General features: G+C 69.1%; 17 protein-coding genes and 2 pseudogenes. 8 read left to right on the top strand and 11 right to left on the bottom strand.

Features of this window, described 5'->3' with window-relative positions; all coding sequences use genetic code 11:
- Positions 1-21: 21 nt before the first annotated feature.
- Complete coding sequence (locus DVH02_RS15460) at positions 22-561, bottom strand: LOG family protein (protein ID WP_114624395.1); 540 nt, start codon at positions 559-561, stop codon at positions 22-24.
- A gap of 113 nt (positions 562-674) precedes the next feature.
- Between DVH02_RS15460 and DVH02_RS15465 the strand changes: the two genes are divergently transcribed.
- The 4 genes and pseudogenes from DVH02_RS15465 to DVH02_RS15485 form a co-directional block, all read left to right on the top strand.
- Positions 675-1010 carry a DUF427 domain-containing protein gene (locus DVH02_RS15465; RefSeq protein ID WP_114624435.1) on the top strand — a complete coding sequence of 112 codons (336 nt, stop codon included), beginning with the start codon at positions 675-677 and terminating at the stop codon, positions 1008-1010.
- A gap of 87 nt (positions 1011-1097) precedes the next feature.
- A complete protein-coding gene (locus DVH02_RS15470; protein WP_407697629.1) occupies positions 1098-1874 on the top strand; it encodes an alpha/beta fold hydrolase in 777 nt (258 codons plus the stop codon).
- 96 nt (positions 1875-1970) lie between these two features.
- A complete protein-coding gene (locus tag DVH02_RS36135) occupies positions 1971-2765 on the top strand; it encodes a DUF5753 domain-containing protein (protein WP_233518245.1) in 795 nt (264 codons plus the stop codon).
- A gap of 58 nt (positions 2766-2823) precedes the next feature.
- Positions 2824-2997, top strand: a pseudogene (locus DVH02_RS15485) (DUF397 domain-containing protein); the annotation flags it as partial.
- Here the strand turns inward: DVH02_RS15485 and DVH02_RS15490 are convergent.
- Entirely contained in the window at positions 2994-3842 is an 849-nt protein-coding gene (locus tag DVH02_RS15490; RefSeq protein WP_114624399.1) for a helix-turn-helix domain-containing protein, read from the bottom strand. The pseudogene DVH02_RS15485 and the gene DVH02_RS15490 overlap by 4 nt on opposite strands.
- 12 nt (positions 3843-3854) lie before the next feature.
- Entirely contained in the window at positions 3855-4607 is a 753-nt protein-coding gene (locus DVH02_RS15495) for a DUF6879 family protein (RefSeq protein ID WP_114624400.1), read from the bottom strand.
- Between the two features lie 173 nt (positions 4608-4780).
- On the opposite strand from DVH02_RS15495, the pseudogene DVH02_RS37120 reads away from it, so the two are divergent.
- The 3 genes and pseudogenes from DVH02_RS37120 to DVH02_RS15505 form a co-directional block, all read left to right on the top strand.
- Positions 4781-4961 (top strand): annotated as a pseudogene (locus DVH02_RS37120) (hypothetical protein); the annotation flags it as partial.
- Between the two features lie 189 nt (positions 4962-5150).
- Positions 5151-5312 (top strand): hypothetical protein, encoded by a 162-nt coding sequence (locus tag DVH02_RS35165; protein ID WP_158575892.1) that lies wholly within the window; start codon positions 5151-5153, stop codon positions 5310-5312.
- A 99-nt stretch (positions 5313-5411) separates the two neighbouring features.
- Entirely contained in the window at positions 5412-6269 is an 858-nt protein-coding gene (locus DVH02_RS15505) for an aKG-HExxH-type peptide beta-hydroxylase (RefSeq protein WP_233518249.1), read from the top strand.
- Positions 6270-6273: 4 nt separating this feature from the next.
- On the opposite strand, the gene DVH02_RS15510 is transcribed toward DVH02_RS15505, so the two are convergent.
- Both DVH02_RS15510 and mnmA read right to left on the bottom strand, forming a co-directional pair.
- Positions 6274-6963: a pentapeptide repeat-containing protein gene (locus DVH02_RS15510; RefSeq protein ID WP_114624403.1), complete on the bottom strand. Its 690-nt coding sequence runs from the start codon at positions 6961-6963 to the stop codon at positions 6274-6276.
- A gap of 271 nt (positions 6964-7234) precedes the next feature.
- Positions 7235-8374 carry a tRNA 2-thiouridine(34) synthase MnmA gene (gene mnmA / locus DVH02_RS15515; RefSeq protein WP_114624404.1) on the bottom strand — a complete coding sequence of 380 codons (1140 nt, stop codon included), beginning with the start codon at positions 8372-8374 and terminating at the stop codon, positions 7235-7237.
- Positions 8375-8435: 61 nt separating this feature from the next.
- Here mnmA and DVH02_RS15520 point away from each other — a divergent pair, with 61 nt between their 5' ends.
- Positions 8436-9152 carry an N-acetylmuramoyl-L-alanine amidase gene (locus DVH02_RS15520; RefSeq protein ID WP_114624405.1) on the top strand — a complete coding sequence of 239 codons (717 nt, stop codon included), beginning with the start codon at positions 8436-8438 and terminating at the stop codon, positions 9150-9152.
- Positions 9153-9299: 147 nt separating this feature from the next.
- On the opposite strand, the gene DVH02_RS15525 is transcribed toward DVH02_RS15520, so the two are convergent.
- The 6 genes from DVH02_RS15525 to DVH02_RS15550 form a co-directional block, all read right to left on the bottom strand.
- Complete coding sequence (locus tag DVH02_RS15525; protein ID WP_114624406.1) at positions 9300-10463, bottom strand: cysteine desulfurase family protein; 1164 nt, start codon at positions 10461-10463, stop codon at positions 9300-9302.
- Positions 10464-10728: 265 nt separating this feature from the next.
- Positions 10729-11562: a thioesterase family protein gene (locus DVH02_RS15530; RefSeq protein WP_114624407.1), complete on the bottom strand. Its 834-nt coding sequence runs from the start codon at positions 11560-11562 to the stop codon at positions 10729-10731.
- A gap of 71 nt (positions 11563-11633) precedes the next feature.
- Positions 11634-12305 carry a trimeric intracellular cation channel family protein gene (locus DVH02_RS15535; protein WP_114624408.1) on the bottom strand — a complete coding sequence of 224 codons (672 nt, stop codon included), beginning with the start codon at positions 12303-12305 and terminating at the stop codon, positions 11634-11636.
- 117 nt (positions 12306-12422) lie between these two features.
- Entirely contained in the window at positions 12423-13664 is a 1242-nt protein-coding gene (locus DVH02_RS15540) for an ABC transporter ATP-binding protein (RefSeq protein ID WP_407697627.1), read from the bottom strand.
- Entirely contained in the window at positions 13661-14695 is a 1035-nt protein-coding gene (locus tag DVH02_RS15545; RefSeq protein WP_114624409.1) for an ABC transporter ATP-binding protein, read from the bottom strand. The genes DVH02_RS15540 and DVH02_RS15545 overlap by 4 nt, the downstream gene beginning before the upstream one ends.
- Positions 14692-15702, bottom strand: coding sequence for an ABC transporter permease (locus DVH02_RS15550; RefSeq protein WP_114624410.1), 1011 nt, complete (start codon positions 15700-15702; stop codon positions 14692-14694). Before DVH02_RS15550 ends, DVH02_RS15545 begins: the two co-directional genes overlap by 4 nt.

Raw genomic sequence — 15702 nt, forward strand, 5'->3', positions numbered from 1 at the left:
CCCGGGCCGGTCATGACACCGTCACCGTACGCCGAGCGACTCCTCCAGGTAGGCGAGGGCGCCCACGCCGTCCTCGGCGAAGAACACCAGGTCGGCGAGGGGCAGCGGCAGGAATCCCTCCTGCTCCATGCGGTGGAACTGCTGCTTGAGACCGTCGTAGAAGCCCGCCGTGTTGAGCAGCACCACGGGCTTGGTGTGGAGGGCGTGCTTCTTCAGCTCCAGGATCTCGGTGGCCTCGTCCAGGGTGCCGGTGCCGCCGACCATGATGACGACGGCGTCGGACTTGGCGAGCAGCAGCGCCTTGCGCTCCGCGAGGTCCTTGGCGATGACCATCTCGTCGGCGTTCGGCCTGGCCACGGCCTGGAGGAAGTCCACCGAGATCCCGACCAGCCGGCCGCCGCCCTGCTGTACGCCGTCGGCGACGACCTTCATCAGCCCCTTGTCCGAGCCGCCCCAGACGAGGGTGTGGCCGCCCTTGCCGATCAGCTCGGCGAATTCTCGTGCGGGGCGGGTGTAGCGCTCGTCGAGGTCGGCGGCGGAGAGGAAGACACAGATATTCATGGGACCACGGTAGAGCGCCGAGGGAAGGCCGAGGGAAGAGCGCGCCGCTCCTTGTTGCTGACGTGAGTACGGTCGCGGTACCGAGAGACATCCACACCGGTCGAAAGGAAACGATCACGATGGCCACGGGACATCGCATCACCATCGAACAGGGCACCGAGCACGTGCGCGTCGTACGCGACGGACAGCTCCTCGCGGAGAGCCGCAGTCCGCTGCTGCTGCGGGAGACCGGCTGCCCGGTGCGCTACTACCTTCCGCCGGGCGACGTGCGCACCGAGCTGCTGACGTCCTCGGAGACCACCACGCACTGCCCGTTCAAGGGCGACGCGTCCTACTGGTCGCTGCCGGACGCGCCCGATCTCGTCTGGGCGTACCCGGCGCCGAAGGAGGAGGTCGCGCAGGTCAAGGACCACTTCTGCTTCTACGACACGGAGGTCGTCACCGACTGACGGGGCCTTCTGTAAGAAGACGCGGAAAACTTCTTCGCCGAGCGATGAGTTGGCCGGGGCGGCGGGGTCTGACTCTCCATGGACAACGTGTGCATGGTGAAGTCGGGGGACGCCACCCCGATCGCGTACCGGCGGTCGGGCGAGGGGCCGCCGGTCATTCTGGTGGGTGGGGCGTTCAGTACGGCGGAGTCGGAGGCTCCGTTGGCGAGGCTGCTCTCTCCGGTCTTCAGCGTCATCACGTACGACCGGCGCGGGCGGGGTGCCAGCGGGGACACCGCTCCGTACGCGGTGGAGCGGGAGATCGAGGATCTCGCCGTCCTCCTTGAGGAGGCGGGCGGAAACGCCTCGGTGTACGGCATGGCCTCGGGCGCCGCGCTGGTGCTGGAGGCGGCGATCGCCGGGCTGCCGATCACTCAACTGGCCCTGTACGAGCCGCCGTACGTCACCGGCCCCGCCGATCCGCGCGGTACGGCGGCCTACCGTGAGCGGCTGGCCCGGCTGCTGGAGCTGGGGCTGCGGGACGAGGCGGTCGAGCTGTTCCTGTCGGCGGTGGACGCGACGCCCGCGATGATCGCCGCGATGCGGCGCTCGCCGATGTGGCCGGGGCTGACGGCGGTGGCCCACACCCTGGCGTACGACGACGCCGTGCTGGGCCGGGGAGCGGTCCCGGCGAAGCGGCTGTCGGCGGTGCGGACCCGCGCGATGGTCGTGGACGGCGGCGCCTCCCCGGCCGCGCTGCGCGACGCGGCCCGCGCGACGGCGAAGTCCCTGCCCCGGGGGCGCCACCGCACCCTGACGGGCCAGACGCACGAGGTGGCGCCGCATGTGCTGGCGCCGGTGCTGGAGGAGTTCTTCGCGGCGTGAGGGGTCTTACCGGTGCCCCGCACACACAACGCGAACGAACGCCGGGTCCGGCGGGCTTGCCGCCGGACCGCAGGCGCTGTCCGGGACCGACTGCCGGTGCCAGGAACCGACCGTCGGCGTCAGGAACCGACCCAGTACAGACTCGCCCTGGCCTCTTCGCCCCGCCCGAAGTACCGGAGCGCGCCCTCTGCCGACGACAGGCTCATACGAACGTCTCCCCCGCCCGCGACCACCTCGGCTCGCCCCTCAAAGGCCAGGCCCCAGGCGGCCACCCACCCGTCTTCCCGGTCTCCTACTTCCTGCACCACAGCGAAGAGCCGAGGCGCGGAGTCCGCCACCACCTCCGCCAGCAGGGCCGCGTACTCGTCATGCCCCAACGGGAGCAACGGGCCACGCTCCGAACCGACTTCCTACACCGACGCCATCACTCGCCGAGGAACCGCCGAGCGCGCAGAAGCCGAGATCGAGCGTCAGATCAAGCTACGCCTGACTCGACAGGACGCCCTCAGCCGCGCCACCGCCCCGCTCCGCCTGTGGACAGTTCTCAACGAAGCGGTACTCTGCCGGGTCGTCGGCGACCCAGCCATTATGAAGAACCAGCTTCTGCACATGGCCGAGATGGCGCGCCACCCAAAAATCACCGTCCAGGTACTCCCCTACGCCAACGGCGCGCATCCGGGCATGGCCGCAGGCCCCTTCCAGATCCTCGGCTTCCCGTGGCCGGCGGATCCTGGTGTGGCTTACGTTGAACACCGCGCGGGAGCCTTCTACCTCGAAGCTCCCCACGAGATCGAGGCACATACCGTGGCCTTCGAGCACCTGGTGGCACTCGCCCTGAGTCCGGACGAGTCGGTCAAGATGGTGCGCGACATCGCCGAGGAGTACACATGACCAGCCCTGAGCACGCCCCCCACCAGGCTGAACTCGACTCCGCCCCTGGCGCAAGTCCAGTTTCAGCGGAGACCAAGGTGCTTGCGTGGAGGCCGCCCCACTACAGGACGGCCGGATAGCCGTACGCAACAGCAACCACCCCGAAGCGGGCACGGTCTTCTTCACGCGCATCGAGAGGGCGGCCTGGCTCAAGGGCGCCAAAGCAGGCGAGTTCGACGACCTGGGATCTTAGGAGTTCAGCGCGCGCCTGGCCGCGTTGATGACGTTGTGGGCATCGGCCCCGTACACGGCCGACTCGCGAAGGGTCTTCCAGACCTTCACGTACAAGGCGATGTTGTCGGCGTCGTCCAGCCACAGCTCGGCGTGCCAGTCCTCGGCGACGACCTTCCGGTCATCAAGGACCCAGAAGCCGTTGGCAGGCACGATTTTCACCGAGGCGGTGAAGGGGATGACGCCAAGCTCGACCGTGTCCATCCCGATCACGCCGGCCAGGCGGTCGAACTGCGCGGCCAGCACCGAGGGAGGGCAGATCAGCGACCGCAACGCGGCTTCCCACATCAGCACGTGCAGCTTGCGACCTGGCCGGTACAACCACTCTTGCCGCCGCATCCGGGACCGCACGGCGTCCTCGACGTCGCGGACTCCGCCCAGCAGCTCCGAATAGCGCTGGATGACGTGCCGGGCGTACCCGGGTGTCTGTAGCAGCCCGGGGATGACCGACTCTTCCCAGACCCATATCTCCGAGGTGTGCTCGATCTCCGCGCTCAGTCCCTCGTGCAGCGGCTTGAAGCCGTTCGCCAGGGCCCTGCGCCAAGACTTGATGTGGGACTCGAACCCCGAAAGCCGGGCGGCGAGTTCGGGATACGCGTCCGGCTGCTCGGTCGCGTCGGCCCATGCCCTCAGATCCTCTGGGCTGGCTGTCTGCCTACCGTTCTCCAGCTTGCTGACCTTGGAGCCCGGCCAGCCGAGCCGATGCGCGAGTTGCTGACCGGTGAGCCGACCACCGGGGCACGAGAAGCGGAGTTCACGCAGCCGCGTCCCCAATGCCGCCCGTGCCTGTTGATAGTCAGTGCTCACCGGTCGCGTGCGCTATTCGGTCGCACACACCTGCGCGGCGAACTGGTCGAACGGCAAGGCGTCGTACATTGCCGCGTCACGCGCGACCGCGTACCGCACGACCTCCGCGGGTTCAGTGACCAGTTCGATGTTGAGCAGGTTGTCCTCGTCGTCGAAGTGCAGCAGGGCCACAAGCCGCGAGTCGAAGATCCAGAAGTCTTCGGCGGGCAGAGCCCCCCGGTCGGCATCCTCGCGCCACATGTAGCGGATGTCCTCGCCGACGGACGCGTTGTGCCGGGCGTAGTCGAGCAGGAACAGCTGTTCCTTGGTGGGCGGGTTGTCAGTGATGCGGACGCGGCTGACCGTCTTGCCGGCGTTCGTCCGGGCCCGGATGTTCACGAACCAGGGCTCGTTGGGGTCGCAAGGCGACGAGCCGGTGGCCAGGAATGCCTGAAAGTCGGGGTCCTGTCGGTCCGACGCGTAACCCCGACGCGTCTCCAGTCGCCAGGCGGTGTGCTTGAAGTTCTCGAAGAGACGCCGAAAGGTTCCCCGGTCGACCAGTTCCGGCACCCGCTCCATCTCTTTCGGTCCCCAGTTCACAAGCAGCTCGCGCGGCACGGCCACCGCGGCTTCGTTCGGCCCGAAGTGCTGAAGCTGGTCGAGGTCTTCGGGGTCGGTGACGGGTGTGCCCTGAACGATGATCTCCCCGGTGCCCTCGTCCGCGTGCAGTGCGGGGCAACCGTCAACCTTGCTGTCCGTCCCCGTGAAGCGCAACTGACGAGCCATAGACGTTCTCCCTTCCAAGCATGTCGATCCAATCAGCATGCACGGGGCTCCACCTCGGCACTACGGGGTGAGGCAGGGCATATGAGAAAACACCAGCAATCCGAATCACTGGTCGAGCAAATTCGAGAAATCAGCATATCGCCCGCCAACCCGCGGCTCCTAGTGTCCCGTTCGTGACTTCGAAGAGACTGGATGTCGATCCGCACACGGCTGCGGAGTCCCTGAGAGCAGCACTGGCCGAGGTCGGAATCGTGTTGCCGTCCCTGAGGCGCGACCCCGCATCCCCTCAGCTGCGGCTCATTGAGCTGGGGCGTGTGCGCCGACGTGGCCAACCAACTGGCGCGAGCACTGCAAGCAAGAAGGCCGCGAGTGACGCGGCCAGAGGAACCACAGCGGTCGTTCCGACGGCAACGACCAGGTCCTGCTTCCTGGATCTGCGCGGTTGACCGCGCCCCTCAGCCCCCGTTCGTCTGCCCAACCTGACACGTTCGGCAGACGGACCGGTCAGCAAGTGCACACCAGCCCAGAAGATGGAGGAGCACCATGATCAAGCCGGATGACCAGATCGCCAACCCGCGCGTACTCAACGGAGTGGTCGCCGCGGTCGCCCAGGACTCGCCGGCAGTCGTAGCCACCGTGGCGGCGAACGTCCAGCGGTCTCAGGAGGACGAGAACAGCTGCATGATGGGCGGCTGGACCGCCTGACTCTCCTGACGCGCCGAAGCAGTTCCCTCTCAGTGGGCCCGGAGCGCCTCGCTCCGGGCCCACGCCGGACGCGAAGAAGGAGCGATCCTCGTGCACTTCATGAATATCGGCCACACCTACGAGAACATGGCCCGGCTCGTCCACGCGCAGACGGGGAAGTACCCCACCGCCAAGGGCATGTCCGGGGCCTACCGGGCGGCCATCTCCAACCCGACTATGCGCCCCATGGCAGCCGCCTCCGCAGGTCTCGACATCACGTACGAGGACGGGGCCTGGGCAGAGTTCTGCACGACCAATGGCGTCTTCGAGCACATTTTCAAGGGGGCCGGCCCCACAAACGGGCCGAGCCGGGAGGCATGGGACAGCAGAGTCGCCGAAGCCCTCACCCTGATCCAGGAGATCAACCCCGGTCTCCGTCTGATGGTCGATCTGCTCGTCACAGACCTCATCATCCTCAACAGCGGGGCGGACGGTGGCGGCTCGGCTTCGCGACTCCCCGGCGTCGTGGTCATGAGCCCTGGCGCGAAGTGGGGCGTCCTCGACTACGCGATGTGTCTCGTCCACGAGGCAATGCACCTGAACCTCTTCGTCGGCGACACGGTCTACGGGACCTTCACCCTGTCCTCTCGCGAACTCGGCGCGGACCGGTACCGCGCCCTGTCGGCGGTGAAGATCGGCCGACGGCGGCCACTTGACAAGGCGTTCCATGCCGCCGTCGTGACCGTACCTCTGATGTTCATGGAGCACCACCAGGGCAAGACAACCCTCGTCGACCTCTACACGGTCTCGCTCCGCCAAGCGTGCGCGGACTTGAAGAAGCAGCGCGAGCACTTCACCGCGTACGGGCGGATGTTGCTCGACGAGCTATGTGCCTTCGGTGAGAGCATCAACTTCGACTCGGTAGCCCGCGCGACCTCCGGCAGGGAGTACGCGGGCTACGTTCCGGTCGCCGTCTGACGGTCTACGGCTCGAACAGGATTCCCGCTTCTCGGGCAAGGCTCAGGGCCAGCTCCATCGACCCTGGCCCTTGCACCGTGGCCCCCTTGAGGCCGACGGCGCCGCCCACATCGATGAGGGTGCAATTCTCGAACCGGACGACACCCATCACAGCGTTTGCGAACTGGGCTCCGGTGAGGTCGCAGTTCTCGAATCGCACGTTGTGCATTTCTGCTGCCTGAAAGTCGGCGCCGATCATTCTGCAATCGCTGAATACGACACTGTAGAGCTTCATGTGCCGGTACATTGCCGGGCTGCTTTGACTTTCTTCGATGCGCACATCGCGGAATGTTCCAGATTTCCATGAAGCCCCGGTGATGCGGCTGCCAGTGACGTGACAGCGAATGAGTGAGACATCCTGCGTAACCAGTTGAGCGAAGTCGCAGGTCTCGAACCGTGAGTCGCTGAACTGGGCTTGCCGCAGGTCAGTACCGGTGAAGCGCACGCTCTCGAAGCTGCATCCGTCGGCTTCGAGGGCTTCGACCGAGAGGCCGGCGAAGCTGGCCCCGTCGTACCGCACCCCTCTGATGACCGCGTCGTGTTCGAAGTTGTCATGAGGCATCTCCGCCAATCGCAGATTCGCCGACAACTTGGGCGGTGCGGGGTTCTTGATTCGCGCATTCCTCGTGCCCTGCTGTGAAGCGATCCGAGCCATTCGGTTAATCCATTCTCGGGGTTCCTGAGAGGTGGATCAGTCTAGGGGAAATGACTGTTCTCCCTTGCCAGTCAAACCACTTCGGGGTGAATGAATCATTGCTCAGAAATACGGATCTGGCTCGTGGGCATCGGCCCCGTTCTGCCGCTGCGCAACCGTTGAGCCTCCCGTGTGGCCCCGAGCCACTGGGCGAAGACGTCGACCACGGGGAGGGCCGCCTCGTGGTCGGCGTAATGCCCTCGCGCGGCGGGCTGACGCCCACCGGCGGGTGTCAGCCCGCCGCGAGCGCGTCTGTGCGCCGTCGGGTCGTCGCGATCGTCGCCGAGCCGACGACGCGCGTGCCGTCGTACAGGACGATCGCCTGGCCGGGGGCGACGCCGCGGACCGGCTCGTCGAAGCGGACGTGGAGGGTGCCGTCGGTGAGTTCGGCGGTGACCGGGGTCTCGTCGCCGTGGGCGCGCAGCTGGGCGGTGTAGCCGCCGGGGCCGGCCGGGGCGGTACCGCACCAGCGCGGCTTGAGCGCCGTCAGGGCGGTGACGTCGAGGGCGGCGGCGGGGCCGACCGTGACGGTGTTGTCGACGGGCGAGATGTCCAGCACGTAGCGCGGCTTGCCGTCGGCGGCCGGATGGCCGATGCGCAGGCCCTTGCGCTGGCCGATGGTGAAGCCGAAGGCGCCGTCGTGGGTGCCCAGCTTCGTACCGGACTCGTCGAGGATGTCGCCCTCGGCCGGGCCGCCGAGGCGGTTCGCCAGGAAGCCCTGGGTGTCGCCGTCGGCGATGAAGCAGATGTCGTGGCTGTCGGGCTTCTTCGCCACGGCCAGGCCCCGGCGCTCGGCCTCGGCCCGGATCTCGTCCTTGGTGGTCAGGGTGTCGCCCAGGGGGAACATCGCGTGGGCGAGCTGGCGCTCGTCCAGCACGCCGAGGACGTAGGACTGGTCCTTGGCCATGTCGCTGGCCCGGTGCAGCTCGCGGCTGCCGTCGGGGGCCGTGACGACCGTGGCGTAGTGGCCCGTGCACACCGCGTCGAAGCCGAGGGCGAGGGCCTTGTCGAGCAGCGCGGCGAACTTGATCTTCTCGTTGCAGCGCAGACACGGGTTGGGCGTACGGCCCGCCTCGTACTCCGCGACGAAGTCCTCGACGACGTCCTCGCGGAACCGCTCGGCGAGATCCCACACGTAGAACGGGATGCCGATCACATCGGCGGCCCGGCGCGCGTCGCGGGAGTCCTCGATGGTGCAGCAGCCGCGCGCGCCGGTGCGGAAGGACTGCGGATTCGCGGAGAGCGCCAGATGCACTCCGGTGACGTCGTGGCCCGCCTCGGCCGCGCGGGCGGCGGCGACGGCGGAGTCGACGCCGCCGGACATGGCGGCGAGGACGCGGAGCGGGCGGGTGTGCTGGGAATTCTGAGTCATAGCCCAACCAGGGTACGGCCCGGGGGGAACCACATGCGCGCGAGAATGCGTTGACGATCATATGGGCGAGAAATCACGGGGTACGGGCGGCGGCGGCGCGCACGGGAGCGCGTCCGCCGACGGCCCGAAGGCCACCCGCAGGGCGGTGCTGATCGGCGGCGCCGCCGCGGTGCTCGGCGGCGGTGTGCTGGCGCGCGAGGAGCTGTCGTGGGTGTGGCGGAAGGTGTCCGTGGGGCACAAGCCGCGCAAGGACGGTGAGCTGGACTACCTGCCCGCCCAGTGGGTGGCCGCCTCGTCGGCGAACTGGCGGATGGCCGACCGCCCCGACGACTACCGGATCGACCGCGTCGTGATCCATGTCGTCCAGGGGAGCTACGCGGTGGCGCTCCAGGTCTTCAAGGACCCGGGCCACGGCGCCGCCGCGCACTACGTGGTGCGCAAGGACGGTCATGTGGCGCAGATGATCCGCGAGCTGGACGTGGCGTACCACGCGGGCAACCGCGGGTACAACGAGCGGTCGATCGGCATCGAGCACGAGGGGTTCGTGGAGAAACCGGAGGATTTCACGGACACGATGTACCGCTCCTCCGCGCGGCTCACCGCCGACATATGCCACCGGTACGGGATACCGGTGGACCGTGAGCACATCGTCGGCCATGTCGAGGTCCCGGGCACGGACCACACGGACCCGGGGAAGAACTGGAACTGGGACCGGTACATGAGGTTCGTACGGGAGGAGTCCGCACGGCAGAAGACGGCACGGGCACGGGCGGAGTGACCGCCGCGCCGCCGCGCCCCCACGACGCCGGGCCCGGCCCGATCCGGCATGATCAGGCATGATCCGTCCCGATCCGGCTCGATCCAGCCTGATCCGGCACGATCCGGCCCGGTCTGGCATGGTCCCGCACGATCCGGACGAAAGGCGCTAGCTCAGCCCCGCGCTCCTGGCGCGCGCAACCGCCGGGCCGATCGCCTTCGCGACCGCCTCGACGTCCGCCCGCGTGGAGGTGTGGCCGAGGGAGAACCGCAGGGTGCCCCTGGCCAGCTCGGGGTCGCTGCCGGTGGCCAGCAGGACATGGCTGGGCTGCGCCACGCCCGCCGTGCACGCGGAGCCCGTGGAGCACTCGATGCCCTGGGCGTCGAGCAGCAGGAGCAGCGAGTCGCCCTCGCAGCCGGGGAAGCTGAAGTGCGCGTTGGCGGGCAGCCGGTGGTCCGGGTCACCGCCCAGCACCGCGTCGGGCACCGCGTCCCGTACGGCGGCCACCAGCTGGTCCCGCAGCGCGCCGACCTCCCGCGCGAACTCCTCGCGCCGCTCGGCGGCGAGCCGTCCGGCGACCGCGAAGGCGGCGACCGCGGGCACGTCGAGCGTGCCCGAGCGCACCTGGCGCTCCTGGCCGCCGCCGTGCAGGACGGGTACGGGGGTGTACTCGCGGCCCAGCAGCAGGGCGCCGATCCCGTAGGGGCCGCCGATCTTGTGGCTGCTGACGGTCATCGCGGCGAGCCCGGACGCGCCGAAGTCCAGCTCCGTCTGCCCGAACGCCTGAACGGCGTCGGAGTGCAGCGGAATGCGGAACTCCGCCGCCACCTCCGCGAGTTCCCCGATCGGCAGGATCGTGCCGATCTCGTTGTTGGCCCACATGACGGTGGCGAGGGCGACATCACCGGGATCGCGCTCGACGGCCGCCCGCAGCGCCTCGGGCGCCACCCTGCCGTACGCGTCGACCGGCAGGTATTCGACGTTCGCGCCCTCGTGCTCGGCGAGCCAGTGCACGGCGTCGAGGACGGCGTGGTGCTCCACGGGGCTGGCCAGCACCCTGGTCCTGGCGGGGTCGGCGGCGCGTCGGGCCCAGTACAGGCCCTTCACGGCGAGGTTGTCGGCCTCCGTGCCGCCCGAGGTGAGGACCACCTCGCTGGGCCGCGCGCCGAGGGCCTCCGCGAGGGTCTCACGGGCCTCCTCGACGGTACGGCGCGCCCGGCGCCCGGCGGCGTGCAGCGAGGAGGCGTTGCCGGTGAGGCGGAGCTGGGCGGTCATCGCCTCGATCGCCTCCGGCAGCATCGGAGTGGTCGCGGCGTGGTCGAGATAAGCCATGGTGCGCACGATTCTACGAGCGCGGACCCGGATCACTCGCAGCAGGCCCCGCGGCGGCCGAGAGCGGACGACGACGGCCGCGGCCCGCCGCGGCCGATCGCCCCGCGTATGCCCCCGCCGCGCATGCCCCGACCGCACGTGACCTGACCACGCACGACCCGACCGCGCATGTCCCCGCCGCGCACGACCCGACCGCACGCGCCCCTGCCACCCATGCCCCGGCCACCCATGCCCCCGCCGCGCCCCGTTTCAGCCACGCGGGATTTCAGCCGCGCGGCGCGCGGGCCAGTTGGCGGGACTGGGCGACGAGGCGGTCGGCGCTGTCCCAGACCTCCGCGTCCTCCTCCAGGAAGCCGCCCGCCAGGTTACGGGTGGCGAGGGCGACCCGCAGCGGACCCGGTGCCGGGCGGCAGCGGACGTGCGCGGTCAGCTCGACCGTCGGCGTCCACCCCGTGAGCCCGAGGTCGAACGCGGCCGGCGGCAGCGCGTCCACCGTGAGCAGCAGCGAGAGCGGATCGGCGGCGCGCCCGTCCGCGAGGTCGAACCAGGCGCGCATCGAGCCCCGCCCCGAGGGCTCGCCGACGGCCCAGCCGACCGTGTCCGGGTCCATCCGCAGGTCGAGCCGGTCCATCAGCGAGAAGTCACCGGGCGGCACCGGCCCCTCGGCCGCATCGAGGCACCTCTCCCGGGGCGGAATCGCGGGCGGCTTGGCCGTGGTGCGCGTGTCGTCGGGCAGCGCGTCCAGGTCTCCGTACGAGGCGAGGACCCGGATCCGCTCCACCTCGCCGCCGTCCTCGGCGGGCTGGAAGACGGACGCCTGCCCGGTGGAGAGCGTACGGCCGGACCGTACGGTCTCGGTGCGGATCACGGCCGGGCCCGGCACCGACGGGCTCAGGTAGTGCGCCGAGACCGCGATGGGGTCGGGGTGCGGCAGCGCGTCCCCGAGTGCGCGGCCGACGACCGCGAGCAGATAGCCGCCGTTGACGACCCGCATCACCGTCCAGCCGGGCGAGAGGGTGACGTCGTAGACGCCCGGTTCACGGGGGACGACGGCGGTTTCCCGGTCGAACTCGCTGTCTCCGATGGATACCTGTGCCATGGGACGTCACGCTACAACACGCCACTACCTATCGGTAACTTAGTGGGCGCCCAGCAGCGGCTCACCGTCGCTCACGCTCCCGCCCCCTCCTCCTCGGCCGCCGCCGAGCGCCGGTTCCAGGCCCGCGGCGCCCGCCAGTGGAACCGCATCGCGAGCAGCCGCAGAACGAACGCGGTGAGTACGGCGAGGGTGCTGGTCAGCGCGTTCAGGGAGTCGAAGCGCAGGCAGAGCGCCACCATCGAGGCACCGACGATGGCCGGTACGGCGTACAGATCCCGGTCCCAACGCAGCAGCGAGGGCACCTCGTTGGCGAACACGTCGCGCAGGACTCCGCCGCCCACCGCCGTGGCCAGACCGAGGACGGCGGAGGAGGTGAGGCCGAGACCGTACTCGTACGCCTTGGTCGTGCCCGTGACACAGAAGAGGCCGAGCCCGGCGGCGTCGAAGACGTTGACCGCGCCCTGGATCCGTTCGACGTGCGGATGCAGGAAGAAGACCAGGGCCGTCGCCACCAGCGGCATGGAGAAGTAGCCGAGGTCGGTGAAGGCGGCGGGCGGCACCGCGCCGATGATCAGATCCCGCAGCAGCCCTCCGCCCAGCGCCGTGATCTCGGCCAGCACCGCCATGCCGAAGACGTCGAAGTTCTTGCGTACGGCGAGCAGCGCACCGGAGATCGCGAAGACGAAGATGCCGACGAGGTCGAGCGCGTGCTGGACGGAGGGGGTGAAAAAGTCGTGGAACACCCGGACATTGTGCAGGCGCGCCCCGGACGGCGCAGAACGGGACCAGGGACGCACGAGATCGGCCTGCGCGGCCGGTCTCGTGCGTCCCTGGTCCCGTGATTCCGTACGTCGGAGCGGCTACTCCTTGCCGGGGGCCTCGGCATCCGGGGCAACGGACCGCGCGGCGCCGGTCTCCGGAGCCTCCTGCTTCCCGGCACCGGCACCGGCGCCCGCACCGGCGCCCGCGCCGGCACCCGCGCCCGGCTCGGCCAGCTCCACCGTCTCGCGCGACGCCACCGAGACCGTGTCCTGGGGACGCTGGTCCGGCGCGTTCTCCGGGTGGTGGCAGGCCGCCTGGTGACCGGGCGCGAGCTGGATCAGCGGCGGGTCGGTCGTCTTGCAGATCTCCGTCGCCTTCCAGCACCGGGTGTGGAACCGGCAGCCGCTCGGCGGCGAGATCGGCGACGGCACATCGCCCTTGAGCAGGATCCGGTCGCTCTTGCCGCCGCGCCGGCTCGGGTCGGGCACCGGCACCGCCGACAGCAGCGCCTTCGTGTACGGGTGCTTGGGCGACTCGTACAGCGACTTCCGGTCGGCCAGCTCGACGATCTTGCCGAGGTACATCACGGCGATCCGGTCCGAGACATGGCGGATGACCGACAGGTCGTGCGCGATGATCACGTACGTCAGGCCCAGCTCGTCCTGGAGGTCGTCCAGCAGGTTCACCACCTGCGCCTGGATCGACACGTCCAGCGCCGAGACCGGCTCGTCCGCGACGACCAGCTTCGGGTTGAGCGCCAGCGCCCGCGCGATGCCGATGCGCTGGCGCTGACCGCCGGAGAACTCGTGCGGGTAGCGGTTGTAGTGCTCGGGGCTGAGGCCCACCAGCTCCAGCAGCCGCTGCACCTCCTTCTTCAGGCCGCCCTCGGGCTCGATGCCCTGGAGCTTGAAGGGGGTGGAGACGATCCCGCCGATGGTGTGGCGCGGGTTCAGCGACCCGTACGGGTCCTGGAAGATCATCTGGATGTCGCGCCGCAGCGGACGCAGCGCCCCTGCGGACATGTGGGTGATGTCCTTGCCCTCGAACTCGACCTTGCCACCGGTCGGTTCGAGCAGCCGGGTGATCAGCCGGCCCATGGTCGACTTGCCGCAGCCCGACTCACCCACCACACCGAGGGTCTCCCCCGGGCGGACGTCGAAGGACAGCCCGTCGACCGCCTGGACGGCGCCGACCTTGCGTTTCAGCACCCCTTTGGTGATCGGGAAGTGCTTCACCAGGCCGGTGACCTTGAGGATCGGCTCGGGCCCGTCCGACGCACCGCCCGCCGCGGCCCCACCCGTCGCGACCTGCTCCGGAATCTTCTTCGTCAGCTCAGTCACAGCTTCGGCGCAATCTCTTCGGTCCAGATCTGTTCCCGCTCCGCCTTCGACATGTGGCAGGCGGAGAAGTGCCCGTCGGTGATCTCCCGCAGATGGGGACGCTCGGTACGGGTGAGGTCGTCCTTGGGGACGTCGGCGTACGGGCAGCGCGGATGGAAGGCGCAGCCGGACGGGACGTTGATCAGACTGGGCGGGGTTCCCTTGACCGGAATGAGCCGCTCGGTCTGCTCGCGGTCGATCCGGGGCATCGAGCCGAGCAGGCCCCAGGTGTAGGGGTGCTGCGGCTGGTAGAAGACCTTCTGGGCGCTGCCCCGCTCGATGCAGCGGCCCGCGTACATCACCAGCAGCTCGTCCGCGATCTCGGCGACGACGCCCAGGTCGTGGGTGATGATGACGACCGCCGAGTGGAACTCCTTCTGGAGGTCCCGGATGAGGTCGAGGATCTGCGCCTGGACGGTCACGTCCAGCGCGGTCGTCGGCTCGTCGGCGATCAGCAGCTCGGGGTTGTTGACCAGGGACATCGCGATCATCGCGCGCTGGCGCATACCGCCGGAGAACTGGTGCGGGTAGTCGTTGTAGCGCCGCGCCGGCTCGGGGATGCCGACCCGGTCCAGCATCTCGACGGCGCGCTTCTTGGCGGTCTTCTTGTCGACCTTGTTGTGGACGCGGTACGCCTCCACGATCTGCGCGCCGATGCTGTAGTACGGGTGCAGCGCGGACAGCGGGTCCTGGAAGATCATCGACATCTTGTGGCCGCGCAGCCGGCGCACCCGCTCGGGCCCGGCGCCGATCAGCTCCTCGCCGTCCAGCCAGATCTCACCGGAGATCCTGGCCCGCTCGGAGTTGTGCAGGCCCATGATCCCGAGCGAGGTCACGGACTTGCCGGAGCCGGACTCGCCGACGATGCCGAGGGTCTTGCCCGCTTCGAGGTCGAAGCTGACGCCGTCGACGGACTTGACCAGGCCGTCGTCGGTGTCGAAGTGGATGCGCAGGTCCCGTACGGAGAGGAACTTCTTGCTCACGTCGCTCATGAGAGCCTCACCCGGGGGTCGATCGCGGCGTACACGAGGTCCACCAGCAGATTGCAGAAGACGATGAAGAAGGCGGCCACCAGTGTCACGCCCATCACGACGGGCAGGTCGCTCTTGGTCACACCCTGGATGGCGTACGCGCCCATGCCCTGGAAGGAGAAGACGCGCTCGGTGATGACCGCGCCGCCCAGCAGCAGGGCGAAGTCCATGCCGAAGATGGTGACGAGCGGGGTGAGCGCGGCGCGCAGACCGTGCTTGACGACCACGTTGCGCTCCCGCAGGCCCTTGGCCCGCGCGGTTCTGATGTAGTCCTCGCCCATGGTCTCCAGCATTCCGGCGCGGGTGAGCCGCGCGTAGAGGGCGGAGTACAGGAAGGCGAGGGTGCACCAGGGAAGGACCAGGTTCCACGCCCATTCACCCGGGTTGTCGGTGAAGGGCACGAACTGGAGGTCTTCCCAGATCGTCCAGTGGAAGCTGAACAGCGCGAGGGAGACCAGGCCGGTGAAGAACATCGGCAGGGAGACGCCGGCGAGGGCGATGCCCATCGTCAGCCGGTCGAAGATCGAGCCCCGCTTGAGCGCGGAGAGCACGCCGATGGCGACACCGGAGATGACCCAGATGACCGCCGCGCCGATGGCCAGCGAGAAGGTGACCGGGATGCGCTGGAGGATCTCGGGCCAGACCTCGACATGGGTCTTGAAGGAGTAGCCGAAGCACGGCGCGTTGCAGACCGAGGGGTTGGGGCCGAAGTTGTACTCGGCGCCGACCACGATGGCCTTGATGAAGTGCCAGTACTGGAGGTAGATGGGATCGTCCAGCCCCAGGTTCGCCTTGATCGCGGCGACTGCGGCGGGGTCGGCCCCCTTACCGACGTACTGGGCGGCCAGCGAGTCGGTCGTCTGCCCGCCGAGGCGGGGCACCAGGAAGAAGATCGCGAACGTGACTGCGCTGACCACCAGCAGCAGCAACACCGCGGCGAAGACGCGTCGGATGATGTACGCAGCCAC

The sequence above is a fragment of the Streptomyces corynorhini genome (assembly GCF_003346515.1).
Taxonomy (GTDB): domain Bacteria; phylum Actinomycetota; class Actinomycetes; order Streptomycetales; family Streptomycetaceae; genus Streptomyces; species Streptomyces corynorhini.